Here is a 26,407-nt window from a genome sequence, read left to right on the forward strand (position 1 = left end):
TTCTATCACTTTGAAAGTGGTTAACGAATGACAAGATAAATAGTACGTTCACCACGTTGAATATTAAGAGCCAGTACACCTTTGTGTTTCTCTACGATTGTACGAAGCTCGGCAAGGTTTTTCACTCGTTGACGGTTCACACCGATAATAATGTCACCTTGTTGTAATTGATATTGAGCTGCTGGAGAGTTATCTGCAACGCTCGATACTTTAACACCTTGAATTACATCACTTGGTGTTGTATTGCTTAACTCCGCACCTTTGAGTCCCTCATGTAATGTCTCCGCTTTAGCTTTCATATTCGTAGATTCGCCAAGCGTTACATCAAAGGTTTTATTCTTACCATCTCGAACCACACCTAATGTGATTTCTTTACCTGCGCCCAGTGTTGCCACTTTTGCGCGGAGCTCTGAGAAAGTATTAATCGCTTTGCCGTTCACCGATACAATTACGTCACCGGCTTTTAACCCTGCTTTATCGGCTGCGCTGTCCGGTACGACTTGACCAATAAAGGCCCCTTTACTCGACTCGTAACCCAATGCATCAGCTAGCTCAGAGGTTACTTCGCCACCTTGCACACCCAACATGCCGCGTTTGACTTCACCAAACTCTAGAATTTGATCAGTGAGGTTTTTCATCATGTTTGATGGAATCGCAAAGCCAATACCCACATTACCGCCGTTAGGGCCTAAAATCGCAGTATTAATACCGATCAGCTCACCATTAAGGTTGACCAATGCACCACCAGAGTTACCGCTGTTAATTGCGGCATCGGTTTGGATGAAGTTTTCGAAGTTTTCAACGTTTAAGCCACTGCGGCCAAGGGCTGAAACAATACCCGAAGTTACGGTTTGACCGAGCCCAAATGGGTTACCAATCGCAACCGTAAAGTCACCGACACGCAGTTTGTCGGAATCCGCGACTTTAATCTGCGTTAAGTTTTTCGCTTTCTCTAATTTAAGTAACGCAACATCGGCCATTTCATCACCGCCAACGAGCGTAGCGTCATACTCGCGCCCGTCAAAGAGGCGAACTCGAATCTCATCTGCCCCCTTGATCACGTGGTAGTTAGTGACAATATGGCCTTTCTTCGCATCAATAATGACACCAGAACCTAAACCTCTGAACGGGCGCTCTCGCCTTTGTTCCATAGGAAAGTCTGGGCCAAAGAAAAATTGAAATTGCTCGGGAATGCGGCTGGTTTGTACTTGTTTACCTTCTACAGCAATACTCACAACAGCTGGGGTCACCTTCTCAAGCATTGGTGCCAAGCTAGGTAACTGTTGGCCATCCACATTCAAAGGTAATGCGGCAGTGGCTTGAACTGGGGCAATAATCGAACCCAAACTCAGAGATAGAACGGTGAGCGCAAGCAGTGGTTTTTTCATCCAATAACTCCTCTTGAAACATGTCTGCCAAAAAGAAATATCCGAACGTTTCGTTCACTTTGTTAATAACTAATATAGGGTCTAGTTCGGATAATCAAAAGGGGAGGCAGTGCACATCCAAGTTAGAGCGAAGGTGAGGGGAAAAAGTTCAAAAAAGGGCCGATACAAATGTATCGGCCCTAGATAGAAGTAAGAGAGGATTATGATGCTTTTGCGGTTACCGCTTCGGGAGCATTAATGATTTCTTTCTCTTGATCCTTCAAAAGACCGGTGGCGCCATTAGCGTAGTCTTTTGGTTGTTCGTTAAACTCTGGTTGATCTTCTGCAATGGTTTCAGATGACATTGCCGTTTTCTTATCAAACGGGTTGTCTTGTTCTGGTAAGTTTGGCAAAAGCTCAGAAGAGGTCTTGGCCATATGTTGGTATAGCTTGGTGTAATCTTTACCTAGGGTGTCCAACATTTCTGCGGTTTGTGCAAAATGATCGACGAGCTCTTGACGTTGTTGCTCTAATTCAAACTTGGCCGCTTCAAGTTCTTTCTGCACAGACTTTTGTTTCTTGTATTCAGGGGTGGTTAGTCTACTAATGACTACGCCTACGATTGTACCGACCAGCAAACCCACAATGGCATAAATCCAAGGCATAACTGCTCCTTATAGTTGTTTTAACAAGTCTTTTACTACTTAGTTACACGCGGTGCTCGTCCATGTTACTATGGCTTGAACAGCCGATAAAGAAAAATAGCAGTATGTCTTCGGGGACTGATAACTACTTCTCTCTATTCTCAAAGTTGACCCCGAGGTAACCCTTTTCTCTATACCTCTATACGACTTAATACGATGACACCACTACAACAATATCAAAAAGACATAGCAGAACACGGGTTTCAGCGTGATGAAGCTCAGTATCAAGCGGTCGTTGCATTAGACAAGCTTTACCATGCTATCGTTGAATTTCAGTCAGCGCCTGTGCCTCAGCTTTCCAAATGGCAAAAGCTAATGGGGAAAAAAATCGACAAGCCTGAACCACCAAAAGGCCTTTACTTTTGGGGTGGGGTAGGTCGCGGTAAAACCTACCTTATGGACGCATTTTTTGATGCTTTACCGACCCAAAGAAAAATGCGCGTCCACTTCCATCGATTTATGTATCGAGTACATGATGAGTTGAAGCTGTTAGGTGATGTCGAAAATCCTCTATCAAAAGTGGCGGATAAATTTAAAGAAGAAGCAGATGTGGTTTGCTTTGATGAATTTTTTGTTTCCGACATTACTGATGCGATGATCCTTGCAACGCTACTTCAAGAAATGTTCAAGCGGCAGATGATCCTAGTCGCGACTTCAAACATCGAGCCGCAGAACTTATATCGTAACGGTTTGCAAAGAGTGCGCTTTTTGCCCGCTATCGATATGATTTTGGCACGTTGTGAAGTGTTGAATGTCGATAGTGGCGTTGATTATCGCTTAAGAACGTTAGAACAGGCTGAAATATACCATTACCCGCTTGATGAGCAGGCTAGCATAAACCTTAACAAATATTATCAGCAGCTGACTGGAGAGCGTCAGTTTGTTGCTCATCAAATCGAAGTTAACCACCGTCAACTAGCGGTGATTGAAGCAAGCGACGGGGTGCTGCATGCGTCGTTTGCTCAGTTGTGTCAAACTGCTCGCAGTCAAAATGACTACATTGAATTGTCTCGTATTTACCACACTGTATTACTGGCAGATGTTCAACAAATGAACCGAAAAATAGATGATGCGGCGAGACGCTTTATCGCGCTAGTCGATGAGTTTTACGAGCGCAATGTTAAGTTGATTATTTCTGCTGAAGTGCCAATGTCCGACTTATATACTGATGGGCAGTTAGAGTTCGAATTTAAGCGCTGTTTGTCTCGGCTTACTGAGATGCAAAGTCATGAGTATCTCGCGCGTGAACATTTGGCCTAGATCCAAAGGATTCTTAAAAAAGTGAAGAAAAAATTAGTGATTTGGCGCAAAAAAAGGTGATTTTTTCTTCGCTCTTCTCTATAATCCTGCGACCCACCGTTACTGCAGACCTGATTATCGAAGTTATTTCGAAATTGAAGGTCGAGAGTACCAACGACTCGAAGGGGTGATGACTGGGCTCTTAGACAGTGTGGGAGCACTATTGGGTGTTCCTTTAAAGTTTAAAATTTAATTAACGGGTTATTGTTAGCATGAAAACTTTCGTTGCTAAACCAGAAACTGTAAAACGCGACTGGTACGTTGTAGACGCTGAAGGTAAAACTCTTGGCCGTCTAGCAAGTGAAATTGCATCTCGCCTACGTGGCAAACATAAAGCTGAATACACTCCTCACGTTGACACTGGTGATTACATCATCGTTATCAACGCTGAGAAAGTTGCTGTAACTGGTAACAAAGCTAAGAACAAAGTGTACTACCGTCACTCTGAATTCCCAGGTGGTCTAAAATCTATCACTTTTGAAAAGTTGATCGATCGTAAACCTGAGATGGCTCTTGAGCTTGCAGTTAAAGGCATGCTTCCACGTGGTCCTCTAGGCCGTGCTATGTACCGTAAGCTAAAAGTTTACGCGGGCGCTGAGCACAACCATGTTGCTCAACAACCACAAGTACTAGACATCTAATTGGGGATTTCGAAAATGGCAGAGAATCAATACTACGGCACTGGCCGTCGCAAAAGCTCAGCTGCACGTGTTTTCATTAAACCAGGCAGCGGTAACATTGTAGTAAACAAGCGTAACCTTGACGAATACTTCGGTCGTCCAACAGCACGTATGGTTGTACAACAACCTCTAGAGCTAGTTGAACTAACTGAAAAGCTAGACCTTTACGTAACAGTTAAAGGCGGCGGTATTTCTGGTCAAGCTGGTGCTATCCGTCACGGTATCACTCGCGCGCTTATGGAATACGATGAGTCTCTACGTCCTGCTCTACGCGCAGCTGGCTACGTTACTCGTGACGCTCGTTGCGTTGAACGTAAGAAAGTTGGTCTACGTAAAGCACGTCGTCGTCCACAGTTCTCTAAGCGTTAATTTCCTCTTATCGGGAATTATGCTTTTCAGAGTTACTCTGGAAACTGTGTACCAAAAGCTCGGCTCTATGCCGGGCTTTTTTGTATTTAAAGCAACGAACAGCCTTCACTTATCATCACACTCCGAGCAGGCCTTCTTATTCGTCCTCTTCGTCGAAAGGTTGCCAGTGCCGTTTTATATGTGTGCCTTATTTAATCGCGACTCACCACGCTTTCTCTTGCGATGCAGCATAGATGTATTCATCAGCAAGAATGTCTTTGTATCTTATTCTTCCTGTAACATGTTTTAAAATGACTTACGCTCCTTTTTGAGCATTCTGCGTGCTACAAAATTGAAAATATAAACACAGTAAGCTGAACGCGTAATACGAAATATTTCTCTGTGTAATTAACTGAAAACTACCAAGATAAAAGGTTTTATCTGCTTTCAGCCGGGCTTCTATGTGGTGCTTTCTTGTTACAAATCACATCAATTTTTTATAATTCTGCCGCTTTTGTGACGACGCGAGCGATTTGCCTCACAAATGTTACAAAAAGGTAGCTTTATCTTGTCAAAAAGTAGGGTTTTCTTTATCATTTCCCTCCAATAAATAGAACTAAATTCATTATTTGTTAGCCATGCTCTTATAAGCGGAATAATAACGATCCAAAGGGAGCAAATGGGAGAATGTTTGGATGAGCAACGCGCCTTTAAATAACGGTCGCAGGCGTTTTCTAACCGCTACAACGGCAGTTGTTGGTGGGTTAGGGGCAGTCGCCGTCGCCGTGCCTTTTATCAAATCATGGAATCCGAGTGCTAAAGCCAAAGCGGCGGGCGCACCGGTGGAAGTGGATATAAGTAAAATTGAACCAGGTCAGCTGGTTCGTGTTGAGTGGCAGGGAAAACCTGTATGGATTGTTCGCCGCACTCAAAGCGTTCTGGATAACTTAAAATCGATCGGTGATAAGCTTCGCGATCCACAATCTGAAATGGAGCAGCAGCCTGAGTACGCTCAGAATGAGTTTCGTTCGATTAAGGAAGAGTTTTTCGTCGCAGTTGGTTTCTGTACCCACTTAGGTTGTTCACCAACCTATCTACCTGACTCTTTCTCAGAGCAGGTGCAGGGCGTAAGATCTGGCTTCTTCTGTCCTTGTCATGGTTCTAAGTTCGACATGGCTGGTCGAGTGTTCCAAGGAGTACCTGCTCCGTTGAACCTTGTCGTTCCTAAGCACATGTATTTGAGCGATACCAAACTCATTGTGGGTGTTGATGAGGGAGATGCATAATGCAAGCAATGTTAGATTGGGTTGAAAAGCGTATTCCTGCAATGAATGCTTATAAAAAGCATTTGTCTGAATACCCAATGCCTAAGAACTTCAACTTTTGGTACCTTTTCGGTTCTCTGGCGATGCTGGTTCTTGTTAACCAAATCCTAACGGGTATTTGGCTAACGATGAACTATGTTCCTTCAGGTGACGGTGCATTTGCGTCTATCGAATACATTATGCGTGATGTAGAGTACGGTTGGCTTCTGCGTTACATGCATTCCACTGGCGCGTCAGCGTTTTTCGTTGTTGTGTATCTTCACATGTTCCGTGGTTTGATCTACGGTTCATACCAAAAACCTCGTGAACTGTTGTGGATCTTCGGTATGTTGATCTTCCTAGTTCTCATGGCTGAAGCGTTCATGGGTTACCTACTTCCATGGGGTCAGATGTCATACTGGGGTGCGCAGGTAATCATTTCCCTGTTTGGTGCTATTCCTGTTATCGGTGATGACCTAACGCTTTGGATTCGTGGTGACTACATCATCTCTGGTGCAACGCTAAACCGTTTCTTCGCACTACACGTTATTGCACTGCCTATCGTTTTGCTTCTTCTTGTTGTTCTGCACGTATTGGCGCTGCACGAAGTAGGCTCAAACAACCCGGATGGTATCGAAACTAAGCTGCCAAAAGGCTCAATGGGCGACGATTACAAAACGCAATTCAAGTTCCACGATTACTATACGAAGAAATATGACATCATTGATTCGATTCCTTTCCATCCGTACGGCACGGTTAAGGACTTGGTCGGTGTCGCTGGTTTCTTGTTCTTCTTCTGTTACGTGCTGTTCTTTAACCCAGAAATGGGTGGGTACTTCCTTGAGCCGCCTAACTTTGAAGCTGCAAACCCACTGAAGACACCAGAGCATATTGCTCCGGTATGGTACTTCACGCCGTTCTACGCAATCTTACGTGCGGTTCCAGACAAACTATTAGGTGTTATCCTAATGGGCGCGTCAATTGCAGTGCTGTTTGTTCTACCTTGGTTGGATCGTTGTAAAGTTCGTTCATACCGTTACCGTAGCAAACTTCATCTATTGAATATTGTACAGTTCACTATCGCCTTTATCGCTCTGGGTATTTTAGGTGCGTTACCTGCGACACCAACGTACACACTACTATCTCAGATCTTTAGCTTGTGTTACTTCATGTTCTTTGTGTTGCTGTTCTTCTACAGCAAAAATGAAGCAACCAAACCATTACCAGAGAGGGTGACATTCAAATGAAGAAGTGGATTGTAATTCTATTTGCTATGTTGCCATCACTAGCGATGGCAGCTGGGGCCAATGTTCCGCTGGATAAAGCGAATGTTGACCTTACGGATAAAGCTTCGCTACAAAACGGCGCGAAGTTGTTCATGAACTACTGTTTTGCTTGTCACTCTACGCAATACCAGCGTTACGAGCGTGTAGCAACAGACTTGGAAATTCCAACAGACTTAATGAAAGAAAACCTGATTTTCAATCCTGAAGCGAAAATCGGTGATCTAATGGTCAATGCTATGCCACCGAAGCAAGCGGCAAACTGGTTTGGTGCTCCACCACCAGATCTTACGTTGGTTGCACGAGTTCGTGGTGCTGATTGGTTATACACTTACTTACGCTCTTTCTATGTTGATCCATCTCGTCCATTCGGCGTGAACAACATCGTCTTCCCGAGTGTTGGTATGCCGCATGTACTTGAAGAGCTACAGGGCATCCCGACGCCGATTTACGATACGAAAATCGTAGATGGCGAAGAAGTACAAGTTGTTGTTGGTACTGAAACCGATGGCACGGGTGAGCTGAGTGAAGGCGAATATGACAAAGCGGTTGGCGATCTCGTTAACTTCTTAGTTTATTCAGGTGACCCAGTGCAGCTTGAGCGTCATGCTTTAGGCTGGTGGGTAATGGGCTTCTTAGTGCTTCTAACCATCGTTGTTGTGATGCTCAAGAAAGAGTATTGGCGCGATGTGCATTAATTGTGCTAAAATACCGTGCTAATTCCCAATTTTAATTGATGTACAATGGAGGCTTAGCCTCCATTGTTTTTATTTGTAAGTGTACTGGAGGGCTCCATGGCTGTAGCTGCCAATAAACGTTCTGTGATGACTCTTTTCTCAAGTGCATCAGATTTGTATAGCCATCAGGTTCGCATTGTACTAGCTGAAAAAGGCGTAAGTGTTGAAGTTGAGCTTGTTGACGAAGCAAAACTTCCTGCTGAGCTTGTTGAGCTAAACCCATATAAATCAGTGCCAACTCTTGTTGACCGTGAGCTAGCTCTTTACGATTCAAAAATCATCATGGAGTACTTGGACGAGCGTTTCCCTCATCCACCTCTAATGCCGGTTTACCCTGTTGCTCGTGGCAACAGCCGCTTGATGATGTACCGTATCGAACGCAACTGGTATTCACTCGCTGAAAAAGTGATGAAAGGTAATGCGGAAGAATCAGAAAAAGCACGCACAAAGCTGCGTAATGATCTTCTGACGTTAGCGCCAATTTTTGCTGAATATGAGTACTTCATGAGCGAAGAATTCAGCTTGATCGATTGTTACCTAGCTCCACTATTGTGGCGTTTGCCTCAACTTGGTATCGATCTTGTTGGCCCTGGTTCAAAAGAAATCAAGGTATACATGAACCGCGTATTTGAACGTGATTCGTTCCTTGCTTCTTTGACTGAAGCTGAACGTGAAATGCGCCTAGTTCGCTAAGCGATTTAAAACACGTTATGGATATTGCAAAAATGACTGCTCGCCGCCCGTATATGCTTCGCGCATTTTACGACTGGTTAGTAGACAATGACTTGACTCCTCACTTGGTTGTGGATGCAACAATGCCAGGGGTGCGTGTCCCGGTTGAATTTATTCAAGATGGTCAAATTATTTTGAATATTGCGCCACGTGCAGTGGGTAATCTTGAGTTAGGTAATGATGCGATTACCTTCCATGCTCGCTTTAGCGGTCGTCCGCACTCAGTGATCGTGCCTGTGTATGCTGTTCAAGCTATTTATGCACGTGAGAATGGTGCTGGTACTATGTTTGAACCAGAAGAAGCGTACACTCACATCGAAGAAGAAGCGATGACCGAGGAAGAATCATCCCCATCGTTCACAACGGTTAGCGATGAGCCTTCTGAGTTAGTTTCTGATTCAGATGCCGAAGAGGACGATGCTCCTCGACCAAAAGGCAAACCAAGCTTAAGAGTGATTAAATAATAAAAAAGCAGCGTTACGCTGCTTTTTTCTTTTTAACTTGTTGAAGATGATTTCAAGCCAGACTTTGGAAATTACTCACTAATCGTAAAGACTTCGACGTTCTTTTCACTTTCTGTACTTGCCTCACTTTCTATTGTTTGTACACCGTCACTCGGTAAGTCTACTTCAACAGGCTCCATTTCGCCGTATTGGAACCCTTTAATGACTTGTTTTACGCCTGAGATATTACGCGCGATTTCTGTCGCTCGATCGCCTTGCTCTGGCGTGACATAACCAAACAGAAAAACGTCGCCATCTTCGGTGATCACTTTAACCTTAACACCATTAAGCTCAGAATCAGTAAGCAAAGCTGACTTTACTTTGGTTGTGATCCAGCTGTCATTGCTAATCTGGGTAACAGTGAGTGGCTCTTTTTGTTTGATTTGATTGTGTATGACTTTTACACCACTAACTTCTCGAGCCCTTCGCTCTAAAGCAAGGATAAGGTCTTGTGTCGGAGCTTGTCCCATAAGGACTACAGTCCCATTATATGAACTGGCAACGACACGAACTTCACCTTTAAACGGTGCTTTATTGCCGATCGCCGCAACTTCGAATTCGATGTTATTGTCCTGCCAGATTTGTTTTGTCGTGCGTGTGTCCGTGACAATATTCGCTGTGGTTGCTGCACCTGCGATAAACAAACCTGCGCAACCACTTAAACTCAATGCTGTTAATAAGATAACAAGGCTACGTATCATAATTCTGACTCTCAGTCTTGGTTACTCTTCGTGAGCAGGGAAAAGCACTTGGTCAATAAGATCACAAAGGCAATGGAGTGTTACCATATGTACTTCGTGAATACGTGCAGTGCGGTGTGATGGAATACGAATTTCGACGTCGTTCTCACCGAGCAGTCCTGCCATCTCTCCGCCATCTTTTCCTGTTAGCGCGATAATCGTCATGTCTCGAGTTACGGCTGCTTCCATCGCTTTGATAATATTTTTACTGTTACCGCTAGTCGACATGGCAAGCAAAATGTCGCCTGGTTGACCAAACGCTCGTACCTGTTTTGAGAAGATTTCCTGGTAGTGGTAATCGTTGGCCACTGCGGTTAGGGTGGTATTATCGGCGGTTAAGGCCATTGCTGGTAGGCTAGGGCGCTCAGTTTCAAAACGGTTTAAAAGACAAGAAACAAATTGTTGAGCGTTTGAAGCACTGCCGCCATTACCACAACATAAAATTTTATTGCCATTAAGCAGGCTCGACACCATCGCTTGAGCTGCATGAGTAATGGCATCAGGCAGCGCCTCTGCTGCTGCGATTTGAATTTGAATACTTTCTGTAAAGCTGTCTTTAATGCTGTCTAGCATCGCTTATCCTTCAGAGATTGCGTTTTCTATCCAGTTGATATCTCGCCCATCATCATGAATGGCGATGACATCAAATCGATAATCGATATTGTGTTTTAAGCGCTTTTGTTGGCTAAGCCAAACTTGTGCGGTTTTGACTAGCTTGCGCATTTTAGCGTGCGTCACCATTTCTGCTGCCGAGCCAAAGTGATTGTTCTTACGGTATTTGACTTCAACAAACACAATAGTTTCACCTTGTTGGAAGATTAAATCAATCTCACCGACCTTAGTCAGAAAATTTTGTTCAATAAAGTTTAAGCCCTGGCGTTGTAAATATTGCTTCGCCAGAGCTTCATATTGATTTCCGATTTGGCGCTTGCTAAAGAGCCCCACGCTCAGCCCAGCTTAGCTCACGCTGTACAACACAATTATTGTCGATACTTAAAATACCGGTTTGGCCGCCAACTGAGTAGCCCGGAACGACCTTCATTTGTGGCAGCTCCCCAATCAATTTATACGCATCCATACCCAGTGCTTTCAAACGTTTTTCCATGTTAGATTGCTCTGACCACAACTCGTTCATTTCAGCGGTCACGCTAGGGTCTGGGTCAATCAGTAATGGGATATCGCTGTAGATGATGCCTGTTAGATCTTCGTAAGTCGCGCCGCCACTGTTGCTACGCGAGCTAGAGAAAATTTGAGGAGCTTTGGCGTCTGGGTTAATCGCTACCTCAATAAATGGCTTGATCAAAGTCAGTTCCGTGCTTCTAGCAACAATATAAACCGCATCGACATCACGACGGCTACGTGGCTGTGTTTCAAGCTTGATACGCATTAGTGATTGCATCTGAGCAATACGTTGTTTGCTTTCTTGCAGACCAAATACTTCATTGATGTCTTTTTGAAGTTGGCGCTTGTCGCCAAAATAACTTGCTGCGACTTTATTAGAGCTGTACTTGCGCCATTCTTTGTTGAACGCTTCAGTTACGCGCTCACCAAAGCTGCCCTTTGGTGCCAGGATCAGAGGGAAGTTATAGCCTTCGCTGAACAAGTGTTTCGCTGCTTGTGCGGCTTCTTGTTCTGGTGATAATGCCAAGTAGCAAATATTGCTATCTGGTTGCACATCTTCGGGAATATTTAGCGCAAGGGCTGGAATCGTAGGACCATTTTCTGAGCCATCCATGGTTGTGTGCAATAGCTCAACGTTTTCTTTTTCTAGGGGACCAACAACAAAGTCGATGTTTTCATTGATCAAACGTTGTTTAATTTGGTCGGCGTTATACGCATTAGTGTCTATTACCGTGAGGGTAGCGCTTGGATCACGGTTACGATCATTCATCATCGCAAACACAAAACCATCACGAATTAATTGCGCTTGTGGCGAGAATTTACCAGTAAGCGGCAGTAACAAAGCGGTGTTGTTTGGTTTAACGATGTCTAGAGAGAGAATGTTTTGAATCTCTTCTGGTGTGTAGATAGCGGCTGGGTGCGATGGGTTCTCGTTTAACCAGCGTTCTAGGGTATTTTTTAGTTGAGATAAGTTGCCCGACAACGTTTTCGCATAAATAGCGAGTTGTAGCCAACCATCCAAAACATCTTCATTTGGCTCTGTTTCTAATGAGGTCAGTTCGTACTCGGAATAGCTGCCAAAGTTCATCCAAATACGGCTAGAAATCTCTCTCTGCTCCGCGGACGATGCATATTGGCTAAATGCAACCAGTTGGCGGTTTGCCTCAAACGCTTGGTTAAGACCTTGATAAGCGTCGGCACGCATCAAGTAATAGTCTTTCCATTGCTCATTTGGTAACTTCCACCAAGGTTTAAAATTCAACAATTGCAGCAACTGAGAGTAATTACCCTGTTTTTGCTGTATGGTCGCACGCGCTAGTTGCCACTCTGCTTGCTGAACTTCGGTTAACTGTTGACGAGCCAGGCGCTTGATCAACATTTCTGCTTGATCAAACTGGTTTGCTTGAATCGCGGCTTTGGTTGCCATGATCAACCAGTCATTTTGTAAACTGCCTTCCGTGCTATCAGCTTGGATCATATAGTTCTGAACAGACTGAGTAGGCTCAAGTGTTACATCAACGCCATCAGGCTGTCTTGGACCTGAAGAACAGGCGGCGAGCGTAATTGCTAGTGCAACAGGAGTAAGTATGCGTGGTACACTGAGTCTCTTATGGTTAATCATTGCCGTGAGTTCTCTATAATTTTGTACAAAATTGTCTCTATATTAATCGTTGAAGTGATGGTAAACAAATGACAGATAAAAATAAGTTGCCGAATGAGGGGCCAACTCTCTATATCGTACCGACTCCAATCGGAAATTTAGCGGATATCACCCAACGTGCTATCGAAATTCTGTCGACTGTGGACATCATTGCCGCTGAGGATACTCGACATACGGGCAAATTACTGTCTCACTTCAATATTCAAACCAAAACTTTTGCTCTACATGACCACAATGAGCAGCAAAAAGCACAAGTTTTGGTAGAAAAGCTGCTTTCCGGTCAGTCTATCGCATTAGTTTCTGACGCTGGTACGCCACTTATCAGCGACCCAGGATACCATTTGGTGACAAAATGTCGTCAAGCGGGCGTTAGAGTTGTGCCTCTTCCAGGTGCTTGTGCGGTCATTACGGCGTTAAGTGCCTCTGGCTTGCCATCGGATCGCTTTAGCTTCGAAGGTTTTTTACCACCGAAAAGCAAAGGTCGTAAGGATAAATTCCTAGAGATTGCTTCGGTAGAGCGTACGTGTATTTTTTACGAGTCACCGCACCGTATTTTAGACTCTCTACAAGACATGTTAGACGTTCTTGGCCCAGATAGAGAAGTTGTGTTGGCAAGAGAGCTAACAAAAACCTTTGAAACCATTCAAGGCATGCCGTTAGGTGAGCTGATTGAATGGGTGAAAAGTGACGATAACCAACAGCGTGGTGAAATGGTATTGTTGGTACATGGCCATCGTGAAACAACAGACGACTCACTACCTGAAGATGCTTTACGCACGTTAGGCATTTTGACCAAAGAGCTGCCTTTGAAAAAAGCAGCTGCTTTGGTGGCAGAAATACATAACTTGAAGAAGAATGCGTTATATAAATGGGGCTTAGAAAACTTAGACTAAGTGCCGCTAGCGAGATAAATGGTCAATGAGGGCTGATGTTTAGGCATCGGCCTTTTTATTATCTATTTTTGGCACCTTGACTAAAAAGTCATCACTTAGTGCATTCATTTCATCATATCTGTGATCTAACTAGACTCTGAAGTGAGAACTCTATACAATCCGCCCTCGGAGCTGACTGGGTAGTCGCTGCTTTGTTGATGTCCTTCGGGAGACTGACGTCGAAGTCCCTTTGGGAGACTGACGTTGACGTCCTTCGGGAGACTGACAAAGGGGAGGAAAGTCCGGGCTTCATAGAGCAAGGTGCCAGGTAACGCCTGGGGGGCGCAAGCCTACGACAAGTGCAGCAGAGAGAAGACCGCCGATGGCCTTAGGGCACAGGTAAGGGTGAAAGGGTGCGGTAAGAGCGCACCGGACGACTAGCAATAGTTCGTAGCAGGGTAAACTCCACCTGAAGCAAGACCAAATAGGCCTCCACATTGCGTTGCTCGCGTAAGGAGGCGGGTAGGTTGCTCGAGCCAGTGAGTGATTGCTGGCCTAGACGAATGGCTACCGCCGCGCAAGCGGAACAGAACCCGGCTTATGTGTCGGCTCCACCTATTCGAGACCCATCTCTACTTCGGTAGTGATGGGTTTTTTGCATTTAATTGACGCAAACTATGTCATTACCAATAAACTTGGCGTAAATCACGTCTAACTTTAGACTTGTGGTGGCGATGATGTAGGAAATCAGTACACTAAAGAATCGCTTCAAGATCATTCAACGAGAAAGCTATGACCGAAACCTTCCAACATATTTCCGTGTTATTAAATGAATCCATTGATGGCTTAGCTATCAAACCAGACGGCGTCTATATTGATGGAACATTTGGCCGTGGCGGTCACAGCCGGACAATTCTATCTAAACTCGGTGAAAATGGCCGACTGTACAGTATCGACCGTGACCCTCAAGCGATCGCTGAGGCAGGCAAAATCAATGACCCTCGCTTCACCATTATTCATGGTCCATTTTCTGGTATTGCTGAGTATGCTGAAGAGTATGGGCTAGTTGGAAAAGTGGATGGTGTTCTGCTGGATTTAGGCGTTTCTTCTCCTCAGTTAGACGACGCAGAGCGTGGCTTTAGCTTTATGAAAGACGGTCCGCTAGATATGCGTATGGACCCGACATCAGGTGTTCCAGTATCTCAATGGTTGATGGAAGCAGACCTCGATGATATCACTTGGGTCATTCGTGAGTTTGGGGAAGATAAACATGCGCGCCGTATTGCAAAAGCGATTGTTGCCTACCGTGAAGACGAAGAAAATGAGCCAATGGTTCGCACTGGTCAGCTGGCAAAATTGATTTCAGATGCCGCACCGAAAAGTTTTAAAGAGAAAAAACACCCTGCGACTCGTGCTTTCCAGGCTTTTCGTATTTACATCAACAGTGAGTTAGAAGAAATTGATACGGCACTTAAAGGCGCGGCGAGCATTCTGGCTCCTGAAGGCCGTTTATCTGTGATTAGCTTCCACTCTCTGGAAGACCGTATGGTCAAACGTTTTATCCGTAAAGAGAGCAAAGGGCCTGAAGTGCCACACGGTATTCCAATGACGGAAGAGCAAATTCGTGCTCTTGGTAGTGCGAATATGAAAGCGGTGAGCAAAGCGATTAAGCCAAGCAAACAAGAAATTGAAATGAACCCTCGCTCGCGCAGCTCTGTGTTAAGAATTGCGGAAAAGCTTTAATTATTATGACGAAACCCACTCCTAATCTTGCTAAGTTGATTGCGACGGATCTCCTCACCGTTGGTCGCTGGCCATTACTGTTGTTGCTATTGATCGTGGCATCGGCAATGGGAGTGGTATTTGCTACCCACCATGCGCGTCAAGCGATTACCGAGAAAGACCATACGTTGGTTGAACGAGAACGATTAGATAGCGAATGGCGTAACTTAATGTTGGAAGAAACTGCCCTCGCGGAACACAGTCGTGTTCAAGACCTTGCCAAAAAAGAACTTGAAATGAAACGACCTGATGGCGATAAAGAAGTGGTTGTCACGCTCAAATGATTAGAAAAAAATCCAACACGAAACAAGCCAATAAGCGTAAACCTGTAGCAAAAGAGAAAGCGGCTACGGGGGATAAGAAAACCGATAACAAAGCAGTGAAAGTGGCGGTCGAAGAATCTTTCTTGATTCGTTGGCGCTTCCATCTATTACTGTTTTTTGTTTTTTGTGCATTTGCCCTTTTGGTGGCACGCGTAGCCTACATCCAAATCATTGAGCCAGATAACCTGATTAAACAAGGTGACCTACGTTCGGTTCGTGTTAAATCCATTCCTTCTGCTCGCGGTATTATTTCGGATCGAAATGGTGAGCCGCTTGCTGTCAGTGTACCGGTTGAGGCGGTTTGGGCAGATCCTGCCACGATATTTAAAGAAAACGCGTTAAGCCAGACCAAAAGTTGGCATGCATTAGCGGATGTTCTTGGTATTGACCGACAAGGGTTAATAGACAAAATCAAGCGCAATGAAAAACGCCGCTTTATCTACTTGCAGCGCCAGGTCAGTCCGGCCATGGCGAACTATATTCGTGAGCTAAAGCTGCCAGGTGTTGGCCTTAAGTCGGAATCTCGTCGTTATTATCCTGCAGGTGAGGTTAGTGCTCACTTAGTCGGTGTAACAGGCATTGACGGGCATGGCCTAGAAGGTGTGGAGCGTAGCTACGATGAGTGGCTCACTGGCGCGGCGGGTAAGAAAACTATTCGTAAAGACCGTTATGGTCGTGTTGTGGAAAACATTGCTTGGCAAGACAAGCAAGAAGGTAAATCACTTCAGTTAACCATCGATCAGCGCCTACAGGCGATTGCGTATCGTGCGATTAAGCAAGCCGTTGCGGACCACCGCGCCACTTCAGGTTCCGTTGTCATGTTGGATGTAAAAACGGGCGCCGTATTGGCCATGGTTAATGCTCCTTCTTACAACCCTAACAATCGTAGCGATTGGCAAAGCTATCAAATGCGTAACCGAGTGATCACGGACTCAATGGAGCCCGGTTCGACCATTAAGCCTTTCGTTATTTTAGCCGCCTTAGAAAATGGGATAGCCGATAAAGATACCATCGTAGATACCGGTAATGGTGTCCTACGTTTAGGTGGTAGTCGAGTCAGAGATGTCTCTCGCGTAGGCAAAGCGAGCTTGACCACGATCCTTAAAAAGTCGAGTAATATCGGTGTGACGAAGCTAGCAATGCAAATGCCGGTAGAGGCGCTTCTTGGGCTGTACAGTTCAGTGGGTTTTGGTGAGCTTTCTGGCCTAAACCTAGTTGGGGAAGTGACGGGTATTTTTCCTACACGAACTCGTTGGTCGCCAATTGAGCGCGCCACGATTGCGTTTGGTTACGGTCTATCAATTACACCAATCCAGCTAGCCCATGCTTATGCGACGCTTGGAAACCTTGGCAAATACGAGCCTATTCATATTATTGAAAGCAATGATCATGACATGTCACGTCAAGTGGTGAGTGCGAAGTATGCGCGTCAAGTATTAGACATGTTGGAAACCGTAACTCAAAAAGGGGGCTCGGCTCGCAGAGCGGCAGTTCCTGGTTATCGAGTGGGAGCGAAAACAGGTACATCACGTAAAGCTTCTGCTGGCGGGTACAGCGACGAGTACATCACCTACACGGCTGGGCTTGCTCCGGTTAGCGATCCGCGAATTGCTTTGGTGGTGATCGTAAACGAGCCTCAAGGTGATGACTACTATGGTGGTTCGGTAGCGTCTCCTGTCTTCTCTGAAATCATGAAAGGCGCGCTACAAATACTCAATGTTGCACCTGACGAAAACAAATTCCAACAGTAAGCCCTGTGGTTTACTGAGCAAACAAAATTAAGAAAACCTGAGCCAAAGCTCGGAGAACAAATATGACTAAAGCCATCAGTATGGACGTGCTGCTTTCCCCTTGGGTGGATTGCCCTAGCTTATCGTCCGTTCTTGTTTCTGAATTGGAGCTCGACAGCCGAAGAGTTCAACCTGGAACCACGTTTGTAGCAGTGATTGGCCATGTTGTGGATGGGCGTAAATTCATTGCCTCTGCAATTGAGCAAGGTGCAAATGCAGCCCTGGCGCAAGCCTGCGATGTCAAAACACATGGTACGGTGGAAATCATTGATGATGTTCCCGTCATTTACATTGATAGGTTGGACCAACGTTTATCCGCAATTGCTGGAAAGATCTATGCTTACCCTGATATGGATTTGATTGGTGTCACCGGCACCAACGGCAAAACCACCATTACCCAGTTAATAGCGCAATGGCTAGAACTGCTTGACCATAAAGCGGCGGTAATGGGAACAACAGGAAATGGCTTCCTCAATAACTTGCAACAAGCTGCGAATACAACGGGGAATGCCGTTGAAATTCAGAAAACGCTCTCCTCTCTCGCAAATCAACAAGCCACATACACCGCGCTAGAAGTATCTTCTCATGGCCTGACGCAAGGTCGTGTCAAAGCATTATCATTTGCGGCGGGCGTGTTTACTAACTTAAGTCGTGACCACTTAGATTATCATGGCACGATGGAAGAGTATGCCAATGCAAAGCTTGGGTTGTTCACGCAACACCAATGTGAACGTGCCATTATCAATGTTGATGATGAAGTCGGTCATCAATGGGCGTCGCAGTTAAGTAATGCGATCGCTGTCTCGCTCAAGCCGAACACTGAATTTGAAAGCGCAATTTGGGCGACGGAAGTCAGTTACGCGGAATCAGGGATTACTATTAAGTTCGATGGTAAATTTGGCTCAGGTGAATTGCACGCGCCTTTGATTGGTGAGTTTAATGCAACCAACTTAATGCTCGCTTTTGCGACCTTATTAAGCTTAGGTAAAGAGAAACAAGCGTTACTCGAAACCGCAGGTCAACTGCAACCTGTACTCGGCCGAATGGAGTTATTCCAAACTGAGGATCGTGCCAAAGTCGTGGTCGATTATGCCCATACTCCTGATGCTTTAGAAAAAGCGCTGCAAGCTTTACGAGTTCATTGTGAAGGCCAGCTGTGGGCTATTTTTGGCTGCGGTGGCGATCGCGATGCAGGTAAGCGCCCAATGATGGCGGAAATTGCAGAGCGTCTAGGTGACAGAGTGGTGTTGACTGACGATAACCCACGCAGCGAAGATCCGGTTCAGATTGTGAAAGACATGTTAGCTGGGCTGTCAAAACCTGCTGAAGCGATTGTTCAGCATGACCGCTTCAAAGCACTGTCTTATGCCATTGAAAATGCTTCGCCAAACGACATTATCTTGTTAGCAGGGAAGGGCCATGAAGATTATCAGATTCGTAATGGCGAAACGATTCATTACTCCGACCGTGAGTCCGCAATGCAACTTTTAGGATTGACCTCATGATCAAAGTAACGTTATCTCAAATTGCAGACATCACTCGTGGCAAGCGATTCGGCGACGATCTACTTATCGACGCGGTTTCTACTGATACACGAACGATTGATCGTGGGGCTCTATTTGTCGCGTTAGTAGGGGAGCGCTTTGACGCGCACAACTTTTGCCAACAAGCGGTAGATGCAGGTGCCGGTGCTTTACTCGTAGAAAAACGCTTAGATGTGAATGTGCCGCAAATTGTGGTGTCGGATACCAAACTTGCCTTGGGTGAGTTTGCTTCTTGGGTGCATCAAGCATGCAAAACACCTACCGTTGCCATCACCGGAAGTTGCGGTAAAACTACCGTAAAAGAAATGGTTGCGAGTATCCTGCAATTGAAAGGCAAAGTGTTATTCACGGCGGGTAACTTCAATAATGATATTGGTGTTCCGTTGACATTATTGCGCTCACAGCAGGATGATGATTATGCCGTGATTGAGCTTGGTGCTAACCATATAGGTGAAATTGCTTACACGACTCAGTTAGTAAAACCAGATATCGCGTTAGTGAACAATGTAGCCGCCGCTCACCTTGAAGGCTTTGGTTCTATCGATGGCGTGAAACAAGCCAAAGGTGAAATCTACCAAGGCCTTTCAGCTGGTGGTATTGCGATTGTTAACCTAGACAGCAATGGTGAAGCCAAGTGGGATGAAGTGTTAGCAGATAAGAAAGTCATTACTTTTTCACAAAGTAATACTGATGCAGACTTCTTCGCTTCTAACATCGTATTGAACGCCGAAGGTGAAGCAAGCTTTGACTTACATATCGCAGCAAGCTCACAAGAAATTGAACTGTCTCTGGGTATTATAGGTCAACACAACGTTGCGAATGCGATCGCTGCTTCTATTATTGCGTTACGAATGGGCGCCACATTAGAAGAGGTTCGTGCTGGCCTTAAACATTTGAACAAAGTGAAAGGTCGCGTCGAGGTTGAAGCGCTGAGCGAAAAGATAAAATTGATTGACGACAGCTACAACGCGAGCGTACCAGCCATGAAAGCGGCAGTTGATTTATTGGCCGCTTTCCCAGGTCAACGCTGGCTGATTTTAGGTAATATGGCGGAATTGGGCGAGGAAAGTCTTGCACTTCATCGTCAAGTCGGGGAACATGCTGCCCCACAAAAATTTGAACATGTTCTCACATATGGTGCAGACGCCAAGGTGATCAGTGATCTTTGCCAAGGCATTCATTTTGAGACGCACCAAGAGATGATTGAATACATCAAGCAGCATCTAGACCAAGCCGTTCCTGAAAACCATACGATGTTGGTGAAAGGAGCGAACGGTGCACGTATGTTTGAAGTCGCTGCTGCTTTGAAGGAGTATTATTAATGATTATTTGGCTTGCCGAGCTGCTACAGCCATACCTGTCTTTTTTCCGATTGTTTGAATACTTGTCTTTTCGAGCAATCCTAAGCGTATTAACCGCTCTAGGTCTGTCATTATGGATGGGACCAATCATGATCAAGCGTTTGCAAATGCTGCAAATTGGTCAGGTAGTGCGTAACGAAGGTCCTGAATCTCACTTTAGTAAGCGTGGTACCCCAACAATGGGCGGTATCATGATCTTAGCGGCCATCTCAATCACGATTTTGCTATGGACAGACTTATCCAACCCTTACGTATGGGCGGTACTGACAGTCTTACTTGGCTACGGTGCGGTCGGATTTGTTGATGATTATCGTAAAGTGGTACGAAAAAATACCGATGGTTTGATCGCGCGTTGGAAGTACTTCTGGCAATCGTTGATCGCGTTTGTCGTGGCTTTTGCATTGTACGCTTACGGTAAAGACACTGCAGCCACTCAGCTCGTGGTGCCATTTTTTAAAGACATCATGCCGCAACTTGGTTTGATGTACATTATCCTGACTTACTTTGTGATTGTCGGTACGAGTAACGCGGTTAACCTGACCGATGGTCTAGACGGTTTGGCAATCATGCCAACGGTTCTTGTTGCTGCAGGCTTCGCGGTTATTGCATGGGCGACGGGTAACGTTAACTTCTCTGAATACCTTCATATTCCATACTTACCACATGCTTCTGAGTTGGTTGTCGTATGTACAGCAATCGTAGGTGCAGGCCTTGGTTTCTTGTGGTTTAACACTTACCCAGCACAAGTGTTCATGGGTGATGTCGGCTCACTAGCGCTTGGCGGTGCATTGGGCACCATTGCTGTTCTAGTTCGTCAAGAGTTGGTGTTGGTGATCATGGGTGGCGTATTTGTGATGGAAACGCTATCAGTCATCCTACAGGTAGGTTCTTACAAATTACGTGGTCAGCGCATTTTCCGTATGGCACCAATTCACCACCACTACGAATTGAAAGGTTGGCCAGAACCTCGCGTAATCGTGCGCTTCTGGATTATTTCTATGGTTCTTGTTCTGATTGGTCTTGCGACATTGAAAGTGCGTTAATCGCACTTTCCAAGAATAAGATTTACAGTGTGATCAAATATGGAACGTTGGCAAAACATACATAGTGTTGTCGTCGTAGGGCTCGGTATTACCGGGCTCTCTGTCGTTAAACACCTAAGAAAAAATCAGCCACAACTTGTGGTCAAAGTCATTGATACTCGTGTAAACCCTCCAGGTGCAGAGCGCTTGCCGGAAAGTGTTCAACTGCATAGTGGTGGTTGGAATACAGACTGGCTTTCTGACGCGGATCTTATCGTGACCAACCCTGGTATTGCGCTAGCGACACCAGAGATCCAAGCCGTATTAGCAAAAGGTACGGCAGTAGTAGGTGATATCGAGTTATTCGCTTGGGCGGTGCAGAAACCGGTGATTGCGATTACGGGCTCAAACGGTAAGAGCACAGTAACCGACCTCACAGGTGTGATGGCTAAGGCTGCAGGTTTGGATGTTGGCGTTGGTGGTAACATCGGTGTGCCTGCACTGGATTTGTTAGAACAAGACGCAGACCTATATGTACTCGAACTCTCGAGCTTCCAGTTAGAAACGACGTCAAGCTTAAAGCTCAAAGCCGCTGCGTTTCTGAATCTTTCTGAAGATCATATGGATCGTTATCAAGGCATGTCTGACTATCGACAAGCTAAGTTGCGTATTTTTAACCATGCTGCTCTTGCAGTCGTGAACCGTGATGATCAAGAAACCTTCCCAGACGCAGAGATGCCATTGGTGACATTTGGCAGCGACAATCAGGACTTTGGTCTCGAGGTGGATGGCAACCGTACTTGGCTGCTCGATCACGGTCAACGAGTTGTCGCAAGTGATGAGCTTAAGTTGGTTGGTAAGCACAACTTATCTAACGCTCTGGTTGCTTTAGCGCTATTAAAAGCTGCGGACGTAAACTATCACAAAGCATTGAATGCACTTAAAAATTACACGGGACTGACACACCGATGCCAGGTGGTTGCGGATAATCAAGGCGTCAAATGGGTGAATGACTCTAAAGCAACTAATATTGCCAGCACTATGGCTGCGCTATCTGGTTTGGAATCGACAGGCAAGCTCTACTTACTCGTTGGTGGTGTTGGCAAAGGTGCTGACTTCTCGCCATTAAAACCGATCTTCGCGACGCTTAACTTGCAACTGTGTTGCTTTGGCGCTGATGGCGATGAATTTATGCCACTGCATGAATCTGCAATACGTTTCGACACTATGGAAGATGTGATTCAACAAGTATCTTCGCAGTTAAAACCAGGTGATATGGTGATGCTGTCTCCTGCATGTGCTAGCTTTGATCAATTCGACAACTTTATGGCAAGAGGTGATGCTTTCGCTGCTCTTGCTCAGAAATATGCATAATTAAAGGTTACACACTTCGTGGGTTTAGGTAACGTTAAACGCAGTATTGGCAATTGGCTCAAGCATCCAGCCCCAGAGGCGATGTTTGATCGTCAGTTAGTGTGGATTGCACTGGGTTTGATGTTGACTGGTTTGGTCATGGTAACCTCTGCATCATTTCCAATCAGCTCTCGATTAACGGAACAGCCGTTCCACTTTATGTTTCGTCATGCGACGTTTCTCGTGCTGGCGTTAGGGACCTCCGCTGTTATTTTGCAAGTGCCTTTGCAAGAGTGGTTTAAGAAGAGCCATTACTTACTTTGGACTTCTTTCGCACTGTTGATCATCGTGCTCTTGGCGGGTAAGTCGGTTAATGGTGCGTCTCGTTGGATTCCCCTTGGGCTGTTTAACCTTCAGCCAGCGGAAGTCGCGAAGCTATCGCTGTTTATCTTCATGTCTGGTTACTTAGTTCGAAAGCAAGACGAAGTACGACAAACGTTCTTTGGTGGCTTTATGAAGCCTATCATGGTGTTTGCCTTCTTCGCAGTATTACTACTTGGTCAGCCAGACTTGGGGACGGTCGTCGTGATGCTGGTCACGCTGTTTGGCATGCTTTTTATCGCAGGTGCAAAACTAACCCAGTTTCTCGCCTTGATGGTGGCAGGTATCGGCGCTGTGGTAGGTTTGATTCTCGTCGAGCCATACCGTATGCGACGAGTAACCTCCTTCCTTGACCCGTGGGAAGACCCATTTGGCAGTGGCTATCAGTTGACTCAGTCTTTGATGGCGTTTGGTCGTGGTGAATGGTTCGGTCAAGGTCTCGGTAATTCAATTCAAAAACTGGAATATCTACCGGAAGCGCATACCGACTTTGTGTTTGCCGTACTTGCTGAAGAGCTTGGTTTCGTAGGCGTAGTGCTGGTCTTAATGCTGATTTTTAGCTTGGTGCTAAAAGCGGTTTACATCGGCAAGCGTGCATTTGAAGAAGGCGAAATGTTCGGAGGTTATCTGGCTTTCGGAATTGGTATTTGGTTTGCGTTTCAAACCTTGGTTAATGTTGGAGCTGCCGCCGGTATTGTTCCAACAAAAGGTTTAACACTTCCACTCATCAGTTATGGTGGTTCTAGTCTAATAATTATGTCCGTCGCAGTGTCCATATTACTGCGTATCGATTACGAATGCCGCTTGAAACGCGAGCAACAACAATCAGAACAACAAGCTAATGAAACAAAATAAACGTTTGATGGTGATGGCTGGTGGTACTGGCGGTCACGTATTCCCAGGTTTGGCGGTAGCAAAACAGCTTCAAGAGCAAGGTTGGGAGATCCGTTGGTTAGGTACGGCGGATCGAATGGAAGCGGATTTGGTGCCAAAACATGGCATTGAAATCGACTTTATCAAAGTGAAAGGGTTACGAGGTCAAGGCGTTAAACGTCTTCTTGCAGCACCATTTCAAATTATCAATGCCATTATGCAGGCTCGTGCTCACATGAAACGCTGGCAGCCAGACGCAGTGCTTGGTATGGGCGGTTATGTTAGCGGCCCGGGCGGTATTGCCGCTTGGATGAGTGGCATTCCTGTTGTTCTGCATGAACAAAATGCAGTAGCAGGTTTAACGAACCAATGGTTATCGAAAATCGCTAAGAAGGTTTTTCAGGCTTTCCCAGGCGCTTTTCCAAATGCCGAAGTGGTTGGGAACCCAGTTCGTGAAGACGTGACTCAATTAGCAGCGCCAACTGAGCGCATGCAAGAGCGCCAAGGTCCAATTCGCATTTTGGTGATGGGTGGCAGCCAAGGCGCACGTATTCTTAACCAAACTCTGCCAGAAGTGATGTCGAAATTGGGCGAAGATTACTGTATTCGTCATCAAGCGGGCAAAGGTGCCGCCGAAGAAGTGAATGCAGCATACCAAGCTAATGGTGTGGTAAATACAGAAGTAATGGAATTCATTGATGACGTTGCAGAAGCTTACGCATGGGCTGACCTTTTAGTTTGTCGCTCTGGAGCGTTAACCGTTTCTGAAGTCTCGGCGGCAGGTGTAGGCGCTATTTTTGTTCCATTCATGCACAAAGACCGCCAGCAAGCACTTAATGCAGACCACTTGGTGGATTGCGGCGCGGCGAAAATGATTGAACAACCAGATTTAACCGTTGAGTCTCTGACTCTGCAGATCCAACAATTGGATCGCCAAGCTTTACTTACAATGGCTGAGCAAGCGCGTGGCGCTGCAAAATTGAATGCTGACCGAGTTGTCGCACAAGCCATTGTCGCTTTGACCGAAAAGCGTTAACCGAATTATTGAGAATAGAATTGATGACAATCCAACATACACAAGACTTAGCTCAGATTCGCGCAATGGTGCCAGAGATGCGCCGCGTGAAATCCATCCACTTCATCGGTATTGGTGGTGCGGGCATGAGCGGCATTGCAGAAGTGCTGTTGAACGAAGGCTACCAAATCACAGGTTCTGATCTATCAGAGAACGCTGTGACAGAGCGTTTGGTATCAAAAGGTGCGACGGTATTTATTGGTCATCAAGCCAGTAATGTCGAGAAAGCGAGTGTGGTTGTTGTGTCAACGGCGATCAACGAAGAAAACCCAGAAGTGATGGCGGCACGTGAATTACGCATCCCTATTGTACGCCGCGCAGAGATGTTGGCTGAATTGATGCGATTCCGTCACGGTATTGCCGTTGCGGGTACACACGGTAAAACCACGACGACCGCTCTTGTTACTCAAATCTATTCTGAAGCCGGTCTTGATCCAACGTTTGTGAATGGCGGTTTGGTGAAAAGCGCAGGTACAAATGCGCGTCTAGGCTCGAGTCGTATTCTAATTGCAGAGGCAGATGAAAGTGACGCGTCATTCCTGCACTTGCAACCAATGGTGAGCATTGTTACCAATATCGAAGCCGATCATATGGATACCTATGGTGGTGACTTTGAAACCTTAAAGCAAACCTTCATCGATTTCCTTCATAATCTACCGTTTTACGGCCAAGCAATTGTTTGCATTGATGATCCTGTGGTTCGAGAGTTAATCCCACGTATTAGTCGTCAAGTGATAACTTACGGTTTTTCTGAAGATGCCGACGTACGTATTGAAGATTATCGTCAAGAGGGACAGCAAGGCAAATTTACGGTAGTACGTAAAGGGCGAGCTAACTTAGATATCACGCTGAATATTCCAGGTCGTCACAATGCATTGAATGCGTCTGCTGCGATTGCGGTTGCTACTGAAGATGATATTGAAGACGATGCGATCCTAAAGGCAATGGCTGGTACGCAAGGTACGGGAAGACGTTTTGATCACCTTGGCGAGTTTGATACTGGCTACGGCCATGCAATGCTTGTTGATGATTACGGCCATCATCCAACAGAAGTGGATGTAACCATTAATGCAGCACGCAGTGGTTGGCAAGACAAGCGTTTGGTGATGATTTTCCAACCGCACCGTTATAGCCGTACTCGTGATTTATACGATGATTTCGCGAATGTGCTTGAACAGGTGGATGTATTAATCATGCTGGATGTTTACGCAGCGGGTGAAAAGCCGATTGCAGGTGCTGATGGGCGCGCTTTATGTCGCACAATTCGCAGCCGAGGCAAGGTAGATCCGATTTTTGTTCCAGAAATCGAGCAATTACCTTCAGTTTTAGCTAACGTTATACAAGACGGCGACCTAATCTTAACGCAAGGTGCGGGTGATATTGGTAAAGTGGCGAAACAGCTAGCAGGTCTTAAATTGAATATAAACAAGATGCTTGGCTGACACATATTGTTGACGCGAAGGACAGATAAAGACTCAGATCTCGATTTTGCGTCAATATCATTGTGATTTATTGCTATCAGTGTTTGATAGTTTACAAGAGCTCAGTATAA

The 26,407-nt window shown here is 45.6% G+C and carries 25 protein-coding genes and 1 other RNA gene; 20 read left to right on the top strand and 6 right to left on the bottom strand.

Annotation, left to right across the window (positions count from 1 at the left end):
* Window positions 1–20: 20 nt before the first annotated feature.
* Both R8N28_RS08895 and zapG read right to left on the bottom strand, forming a co-directional pair.
* Window positions 21–1,388, bottom strand: coding sequence for a Do family serine endopeptidase (locus tag R8N28_RS08895; protein ID WP_025768400.1), 1,368 nt, complete (start codon window positions 1,386–1,388; stop codon window positions 21–23).
* Between the two features lie 200 nt (window positions 1,389–1,588).
* Window positions 1,589–2,032 (bottom strand): Z-ring associated protein ZapG, encoded by a 444-nt coding sequence (zapG, locus tag R8N28_RS08900; protein WP_005379861.1) that lies wholly within the window; start codon window positions 2,030–2,032, stop codon window positions 1,589–1,591.
* A 195-nt stretch (window positions 2,033–2,227) separates the two neighbouring features.
* On the opposite strand from zapG, the gene zapE reads away from it, so the two are divergent.
* From zapE to sspB, 8 genes are all read left to right on the top strand, one after another.
* On the top strand, window positions 2,228–3,331 hold the full coding sequence (gene zapE / locus R8N28_RS08905) for a cell division protein ZapE (protein WP_262635409.1): 1,104 nt from the start codon (window positions 2,228–2,230) through the stop codon (window positions 3,329–3,331).
* A gap of 251 nt (window positions 3,332–3,582) precedes the next feature.
* Window positions 3,583–4,011 carry a 50S ribosomal protein L13 gene (gene rplM / locus R8N28_RS08910; RefSeq protein WP_005372872.1) on the top strand — a complete coding sequence of 143 codons (429 nt, stop codon included), beginning with the start codon at window positions 3,583–3,585 and terminating at the stop codon, window positions 4,009–4,011.
* A 15-nt stretch (window positions 4,012–4,026) separates the two neighbouring features.
* Complete coding sequence (gene rpsI / locus R8N28_RS08915) at window positions 4,027–4,419, top strand: 30S ribosomal protein S9 (RefSeq protein WP_005372876.1); 393 nt, start codon at window positions 4,027–4,029, stop codon at window positions 4,417–4,419.
* 674 nt (window positions 4,420–5,093) lie between these two features.
* The gene (gene petA / locus R8N28_RS08920) at window positions 5,094–5,684 is read left to right on the top strand and encodes a ubiquinol-cytochrome c reductase iron-sulfur subunit (protein ID WP_005372877.1); all 591 of its coding nucleotides are present in this window, start codon (window positions 5,094–5,096) and stop codon (window positions 5,682–5,684) included.
* The gene (locus R8N28_RS08925) at window positions 5,684–6,949 is read left to right on the top strand and encodes a cytochrome b (RefSeq protein ID WP_005372880.1); all 1,266 of its coding nucleotides are present in this window, start codon (window positions 5,684–5,686) and stop codon (window positions 6,947–6,949) included. Before petA ends, R8N28_RS08925 begins: the two co-directional genes overlap by 1 nt.
* Complete coding sequence (locus tag R8N28_RS08930; protein ID WP_005372881.1) at window positions 6,946–7,683, top strand: cytochrome c1; 738 nt, start codon at window positions 6,946–6,948, stop codon at window positions 7,681–7,683. Before R8N28_RS08925 ends, R8N28_RS08930 begins: the two co-directional genes overlap by 4 nt.
* A gap of 96 nt (window positions 7,684–7,779) precedes the next feature.
* The gene (gene sspA / locus R8N28_RS08935; RefSeq protein WP_262635410.1) at window positions 7,780–8,415 is read left to right on the top strand and encodes a stringent starvation protein SspA; all 636 of its coding nucleotides are present in this window, start codon (window positions 7,780–7,782) and stop codon (window positions 8,413–8,415) included.
* A gap of 17 nt (window positions 8,416–8,432) precedes the next feature.
* Window positions 8,433–8,918, top strand: a complete 486-nt coding sequence (gene sspB, locus R8N28_RS08940; protein ID WP_005387408.1) for a ClpXP protease specificity-enhancing factor — start codon at window positions 8,433–8,435, stop codon at window positions 8,916–8,918.
* 71 nt (window positions 8,919–8,989) lie between these two features.
* Here the strand turns inward: sspB and R8N28_RS08945 are convergent, their stop codons facing one another.
* From R8N28_RS08945 to R8N28_RS08960, 4 genes are read right to left on the bottom strand one after another with little or no spacing between them, the layout of a single operon-like run.
* Window positions 8,990–9,658, bottom strand: coding sequence for a BON domain-containing protein (locus tag R8N28_RS08945; RefSeq protein ID WP_005387407.1), 669 nt, complete (start codon window positions 9,656–9,658; stop codon window positions 8,990–8,992).
* 21 nt (window positions 9,659–9,679) lie between these two features.
* Window positions 9,680–10,270 carry a phosphoheptose isomerase gene (locus R8N28_RS08950; RefSeq protein ID WP_005372901.1) on the bottom strand — a complete coding sequence of 197 codons (591 nt, stop codon included), beginning with the start codon at window positions 10,268–10,270 and terminating at the stop codon, window positions 9,680–9,682.
* 3 nt (window positions 10,271–10,273) lie between these two features.
* The gene (locus R8N28_RS08955; protein WP_262635411.1) at window positions 10,274–10,642 is read right to left on the bottom strand and encodes a YraN family protein; all 369 of its coding nucleotides are present in this window, start codon (window positions 10,640–10,642) and stop codon (window positions 10,274–10,276) included.
* A complete protein-coding gene (locus tag R8N28_RS08960; RefSeq protein ID WP_064353620.1) occupies window positions 10,629–12,440 on the bottom strand; it encodes a penicillin-binding protein activator in 1,812 nt (603 codons plus the stop codon). The genes R8N28_RS08955 and R8N28_RS08960 overlap by 14 nt, the downstream gene beginning before the upstream one ends.
* A 68-nt stretch (window positions 12,441–12,508) precedes the next feature.
* Here R8N28_RS08960 and rsmI point away from each other — a divergent pair, with 68 nt between their 5' ends.
* The 12 genes from rsmI to murC all read left to right on the top strand — a co-directional run bounded on the left by rsmI (window position 12,509) and on the right by murC (window position 26,297).
* Complete coding sequence (rsmI, locus tag R8N28_RS08965; protein ID WP_005372907.1) at window positions 12,509–13,372, top strand: 16S rRNA (cytidine(1402)-2'-O)-methyltransferase; 864 nt, start codon at window positions 12,509–12,511, stop codon at window positions 13,370–13,372.
* A gap of 167 nt (window positions 13,373–13,539) precedes the next feature.
* An RNA gene (rnpB, locus tag R8N28_RS08970) (RNase P RNA component class A) lies at window positions 13,540–13,968 on the top strand.
* A 175-nt stretch (window positions 13,969–14,143) separates the two neighbouring features.
* A complete protein-coding gene (gene rsmH / locus R8N28_RS08975) occupies window positions 14,144–15,094 on the top strand; it encodes a 16S rRNA (cytosine(1402)-N(4))-methyltransferase RsmH (protein ID WP_005372918.1) in 951 nt (316 codons plus the stop codon).
* Window positions 15,095–15,099: 5 nt separating this feature from the next.
* Window positions 15,100–15,417 (top strand): cell division protein FtsL, encoded by a 318-nt coding sequence (gene ftsL / locus R8N28_RS08980; RefSeq protein WP_005387405.1) that lies wholly within the window; start codon window positions 15,100–15,102, stop codon window positions 15,415–15,417.
* Window positions 15,414–17,207 carry a penicillin-binding transpeptidase domain-containing protein gene (locus tag R8N28_RS08985; RefSeq protein WP_086046525.1) on the top strand — a complete coding sequence of 598 codons (1,794 nt, stop codon included), beginning with the start codon at window positions 15,414–15,416 and terminating at the stop codon, window positions 17,205–17,207. The genes ftsL and R8N28_RS08985 overlap by 4 nt, the downstream gene beginning before the upstream one ends.
* Before the next feature lie 62 nt (window positions 17,208–17,269).
* Window positions 17,270–18,751, top strand: a complete 1,482-nt coding sequence (gene murE / locus R8N28_RS08990) for a UDP-N-acetylmuramoyl-L-alanyl-D-glutamate--2,6-diaminopimelate ligase (protein ID WP_225466622.1) — start codon at window positions 17,270–17,272, stop codon at window positions 18,749–18,751.
* Complete coding sequence (locus tag R8N28_RS08995; protein ID WP_262635412.1) at window positions 18,748–20,112, top strand: UDP-N-acetylmuramoyl-tripeptide--D-alanyl-D-alanine ligase; 1,365 nt, start codon at window positions 18,748–18,750, stop codon at window positions 20,110–20,112. Before murE ends, R8N28_RS08995 begins: the two co-directional genes overlap by 4 nt.
* A complete protein-coding gene (gene mraY / locus R8N28_RS09000; protein ID WP_005372931.1) occupies window positions 20,112–21,194 on the top strand; it encodes a phospho-N-acetylmuramoyl-pentapeptide-transferase in 1,083 nt (360 codons plus the stop codon). The genes R8N28_RS08995 and mraY overlap by 1 nt, the downstream gene beginning before the upstream one ends.
* A 39-nt stretch (window positions 21,195–21,233) precedes the next feature.
* Window positions 21,234–22,547: a UDP-N-acetylmuramoyl-L-alanine--D-glutamate ligase gene (gene murD, locus R8N28_RS09005; RefSeq protein ID WP_017821485.1), complete on the top strand. Its 1,314-nt coding sequence runs from the start codon at window positions 21,234–21,236 to the stop codon at window positions 22,545–22,547.
* Window positions 22,548–22,565: 18 nt separating this feature from the next.
* Window positions 22,566–23,762, top strand: coding sequence for a cell division protein FtsW (ftsW, locus tag R8N28_RS09010; RefSeq protein WP_206959301.1), 1,197 nt, complete (start codon window positions 22,566–22,568; stop codon window positions 23,760–23,762).
* The gene (murG, locus tag R8N28_RS09015; protein WP_206959299.1) at window positions 23,749–24,816 is read left to right on the top strand and encodes an undecaprenyldiphospho-muramoylpentapeptide beta-N-acetylglucosaminyltransferase; all 1,068 of its coding nucleotides are present in this window, start codon (window positions 23,749–23,751) and stop codon (window positions 24,814–24,816) included. The genes ftsW and murG overlap by 14 nt, the downstream gene beginning before the upstream one ends.
* A gap of 23 nt (window positions 24,817–24,839) precedes the next feature.
* Complete coding sequence (murC, locus tag R8N28_RS09020; RefSeq protein WP_206959297.1) at window positions 24,840–26,297, top strand: UDP-N-acetylmuramate--L-alanine ligase; 1,458 nt, start codon at window positions 24,840–24,842, stop codon at window positions 26,295–26,297.
* Window positions 26,298–26,407: the final 110 nt, after the last annotated feature.

The sequence above is a fragment of the Vibrio sp. Vb1554 genome (genome assembly GCF_033344235.1).